We start from the raw sequence: 3759 nt of genomic DNA on the forward strand, positions 1-3759 counted from the left end.
TTTAGTCATTGTCATAGCTTGCGTGGCGTAGACATACCCGCCCCTACTTGGTTTCCACTCCAGAATGATTTAGACACTCTGGAGATTTTCGTAATTAAACAGCAGTTAATGAAGCTTCCTGACGCATTTTTTCAACGAATTGATGCATATTCCCTGTGTTGAGACGATAACTGAGAGGATGACCAATCAACCGTGCCGTGCTTTCATACAAAGTCGTAATTTCGATTAAACCATTTTCGCGTAAAGTCCTACCTGTAGAGACTAAATCCACAATCGCTTCCGACATTCCGGTAATGGGGCCTAGTTCTACAGAACCATACAAGGGTACTATTTCTATAGGTAGATCCAGACTATGAAAATATTCACGAGCGCAATTGACATATTTAGAAGCAACTCGACCATGAGGAGGTAAATCTAAGGGTGATTTATATGCACTAGATGCCTTGACAGCCACTGACATTCGACAATGACCAAACTGTAAATCAACTAAATGTGCAACTTGCGGCTTTTTTTCCCGCAGCACATCGTAACCAATAATTCCCAACTGTGCCTGACCATATTCTACATAGACAGGCACATCTTGTCCCCGCACCAACAGTCCTTTTGCTTGTCCACTAGCATCAGGAATTTGCAGTTGGCGAGTTCCTGAATCTAAAAAAGCGCTAAAATCCAATCCAACGGACTTTAACAGGCGGATGCTATTTTTGAGTAATTCCCCTTTCGGTAACGCAACAGTTAACATTTTCGTTTTGACAGTTTATTTATATAGCAGAATATCTTGATTGCTTACCTCAAAGAGCATGAGAATTTTATTAGTTGATGATGAAGTAGAACTGACTGACCCTTTAAGTCGCGTGTTAAAGCGTGAGGGTTACAGTGTGGATATGGCTTATGATGGTGCAACTGGTAGCGAATTTGCCGCAGTAGGCAATTATGATTTACTCATTTTAGATTGGATGCTACCTGGAAAAACTGGTTTAGAGATTTGTCAGGAATTGCGCTGTCAAGGTAAAGCCACGCCTGTACTATTTCTCACAGCCAAAGATACTCTAGATGACCGAGTAGAAGGTTTAGACGCGGGTGCTGATGATTATTTAGTAAAACCTTTTGAACTGCGGGAGTTATTAGCGCGAGTGCGGGCTTTATTACGTCGTTCGAGTTCTCCTAGTCATGAAACCATAACTGGACGGCTGACAGTGGCTGATTTAGAACTGGATAGTGAAAACCAAGTAGCTTATCGTCAAGGAAGAATTATTGAATTGTCGCAAAAAGAAAGTCAGCTGCTACGGTATTTTATGGAAAATACGGGACATTTGCTCACTCATGCCCAAATTCTGCAAAATCTTTGGCAGCAAGACCACGAACAACCTAATAGTAATGTCATAGCGGCATTAATTCGTTTGCTGCGGCGTAAGATTGAGGTGGGCAAAGAAATGCCACTAATTCATACTGTTTACGGCAAAGGCTACCGTTTTGGAAGTTCTTCTATGGATTAAACGCAGAGGTACGCGAAGGGAAGCGCAAAGGTACGCAGAGTTTTTTTTACTGCTATTCTCTGTGTTTCTGCCCTTCTGCGTGAGATAATAAGGCCATCATTTGAGTTTGGAGTTTTTCTCGGAGTTGCTGTACCTGTTTATAAGTTGCTGCACGTGCTTGGACTGGGTTAGTTTTTTCTACAGGTTGGATAAAGTATTGTAGACGAGTTCTCATTGCCCAAACTCCCATTGAGGGAAATATGAGCAACATCATCATTAATGGTGATATGGGCAAGAAGGGTAATTTAAATAGTCGTTGCAATTTCTTGAGGTTGACTGTCCAAGGATGTAATGATTCGCTACCAATGCACAAAACTGGGAGAATGGGAATATGATAGCGATCGCTCAGTTGCATAAAACTCACATCAAACTTTTGTAGCTGATACCTTTGACTCCAACCTTTCAGGGGTCCACGCAATCCTTCTGGTGCATATAGCAGAGTTTGACCTTGGGCGTTCGCCCCTGGCGTGAGCGAAGCTATCGCTTTTTCAAAATCACCTTTGTCAGCTCGCACAGCACCTAAAACCTCTGACCATTTAGGTGGTAGCCACCAAATCATCCAAGGATGCTCAAATAGTGTTTTACTGGCTAAAGGTTGCACCTGCCAATCTTGGACTTTACTTAATAAATAGCCCAAAGTGATAAAATCCCAAGGAAAACACATCCCGGCATGGTTCATCGCTACAATTACAGACCTTTGCGGTGGTATGTTATGAGTTTGTGCTAATTCTGCCCGAAAATAATGTTTAACTATGGGAGCGAGAATTTCTTCACGAAAAGCTTGCTGATAGTGAGGATTAAATTCTTCAACTTCTTGTCTTGGTGAACGACATCCCAAACGCAACCATCGCATTAGCAGTGCTATGTAAAATCCACCTGGGACTAAAAATAATCCATATTCTAACCAATTCCAACCATCGGGATCAGCTTGATAGTGCTGCCAGTGACGATTAAATAAAACCAGCCAACCAGGAGGATACCATAGACAAAGCCAGTCAAACCAGCTAAATCGATAACCTTCACCTGATGCTTGTTCCTGTTGAATTTTGAGCAACTTTTTAGCGTGTTGATAAATCACAAGCATTAATTAGATAACAATTATCTCAAACACATATATTTAGCCTTATCTATATTGTCGTCATTTGTATCCTACCCTGGGCGTAAAATTCACTACATCTACATGAAATTTGCGGACTAGTACTGCCGTGAAGTCAAAAGTCAAAAGTTTTCTTTTTTTGTGTACTTTACGGTTCTGTTCATGCTTTTGCGTAAGTCCTCAGATAAATTGACTTTCCCACTACCTACTCCCTATTCCTAACTAGGGTTTGCTGAAAAAGTCGTGAAAAAACCACAGAAGAAATGAGTAGGTAATCAGGCAGTAGTAAAGATAAGTTTTTGTTGACTAAAATTGCTCAAAGCATCACTTTTATTAATCAAAGAAGGTAAAAAAGACGTAGTTTTGAAAAATTGACACAAAAATCCCCAAAAAAGCCGTAATAACAGAGTAGAAAGATTCATGACTAAAAAAGTTATGGCAATAGAAGTTAAAGAAGTATGAGGCAGTTTAGCCATGACTCTACCCAGGCTAAATCTTCGTTTACCTTGTCCAAATTTCCCCTCAATACAATTACGAATTCGCTCATCATCAGCGGCTTGTTTCTTTTGTTCTTGACTAACATTTTTTGGTGGTCTTCCTAATGGTGGACCACTAATTCTAATTCCTCGTTCTTTACACCAAGCTCGGTTGTCTCTAGTCCGATAAATTTTATCAACATGAACTGATTCAGGATAATATCCAGTGTAATTTTTGTAGGCTTCTACTTGTGATTTTAAGTCCCCTGATTCGTTAAAATTATCCCAACTTATGTGGTCTAAAAATACATAGCCATCAAAGCAACTGGCGGAAAACTTTGCTCCAAATTCTACGTTTGTTCTGGCTTTACCACGGACTATTGGACGAATATGTGGCTGACTTAGACTGACAATCCGGTCTTCTATACTCCGTTTTTTATTTTCATATAACCACAGTTGTTGACGATAAACTTCTGCCACTACTAGCAGCATCTTATATTGTCTGTTGCTCAATTTTAATAGTGATGCACCCTCTTCTAGTAGTTGCTGAATGTGCGCTAGGTTTCTTTTGATATATTGCAGTTGCTTTTTGATAGCCTTTCTTCTTTCTCTAAAGGAAAATTTCCTTTTTTTAGCTACTGCTAAATAATCC

The 3759-nt window shown here is 40.1% G+C and carries 4 protein-coding genes; 1 reads left to right on the forward strand and 3 read right to left on the reverse strand.

All coding sequences use genetic code 11. The features are described from left to right. Nucleotides 1-94: 94 nt before the first annotated feature. Nucleotides 95-742 (reverse strand): ATP phosphoribosyltransferase, encoded by a 648-nt coding sequence (gene hisG, locus VB654_RS22960; RefSeq protein ID WP_323216135.1) that lies wholly within the window; start codon nt 740-742, stop codon nt 95-97. A gap of 58 nt (nt 743-800) precedes the next feature. Here hisG and rppA point away from each other — a divergent pair, with 58 nt between their 5' ends. Then, nucleotides 801-1496, forward strand: a complete 696-nt coding sequence (gene rppA, locus VB654_RS22965; protein ID WP_323216136.1) for a two-component system response regulator RppA — start codon at nt 801-803, stop codon at nt 1494-1496. A 52-nt stretch (nt 1497-1548) separates the two neighbouring features. On the opposite strand, the gene VB654_RS22970 is transcribed toward rppA, so the two are convergent. Together VB654_RS22970 and VB654_RS22975 are read right to left on the reverse strand one after the other, a co-directional pair. Next, nucleotides 1549-2619 (reverse strand): 1-acyl-sn-glycerol-3-phosphate acyltransferase, encoded by a 1071-nt coding sequence (locus VB654_RS22970; RefSeq protein ID WP_323216137.1) that lies wholly within the window; start codon nt 2617-2619, stop codon nt 1549-1551. 287 nt (nt 2620-2906) lie between these two features. Further along, nucleotides 2907-3759 (reverse strand): transposase (locus tag VB654_RS22975; protein WP_323216138.1); only part of this gene is annotated, 853 nt, incomplete at its 5' end.

The organism is Nodularia sp. UHCC 0506, assembly GCF_034931045.1.
Lineage (GTDB): Bacteria > Cyanobacteriota > Cyanobacteriia > Cyanobacteriales > Nostocaceae > Nodularia.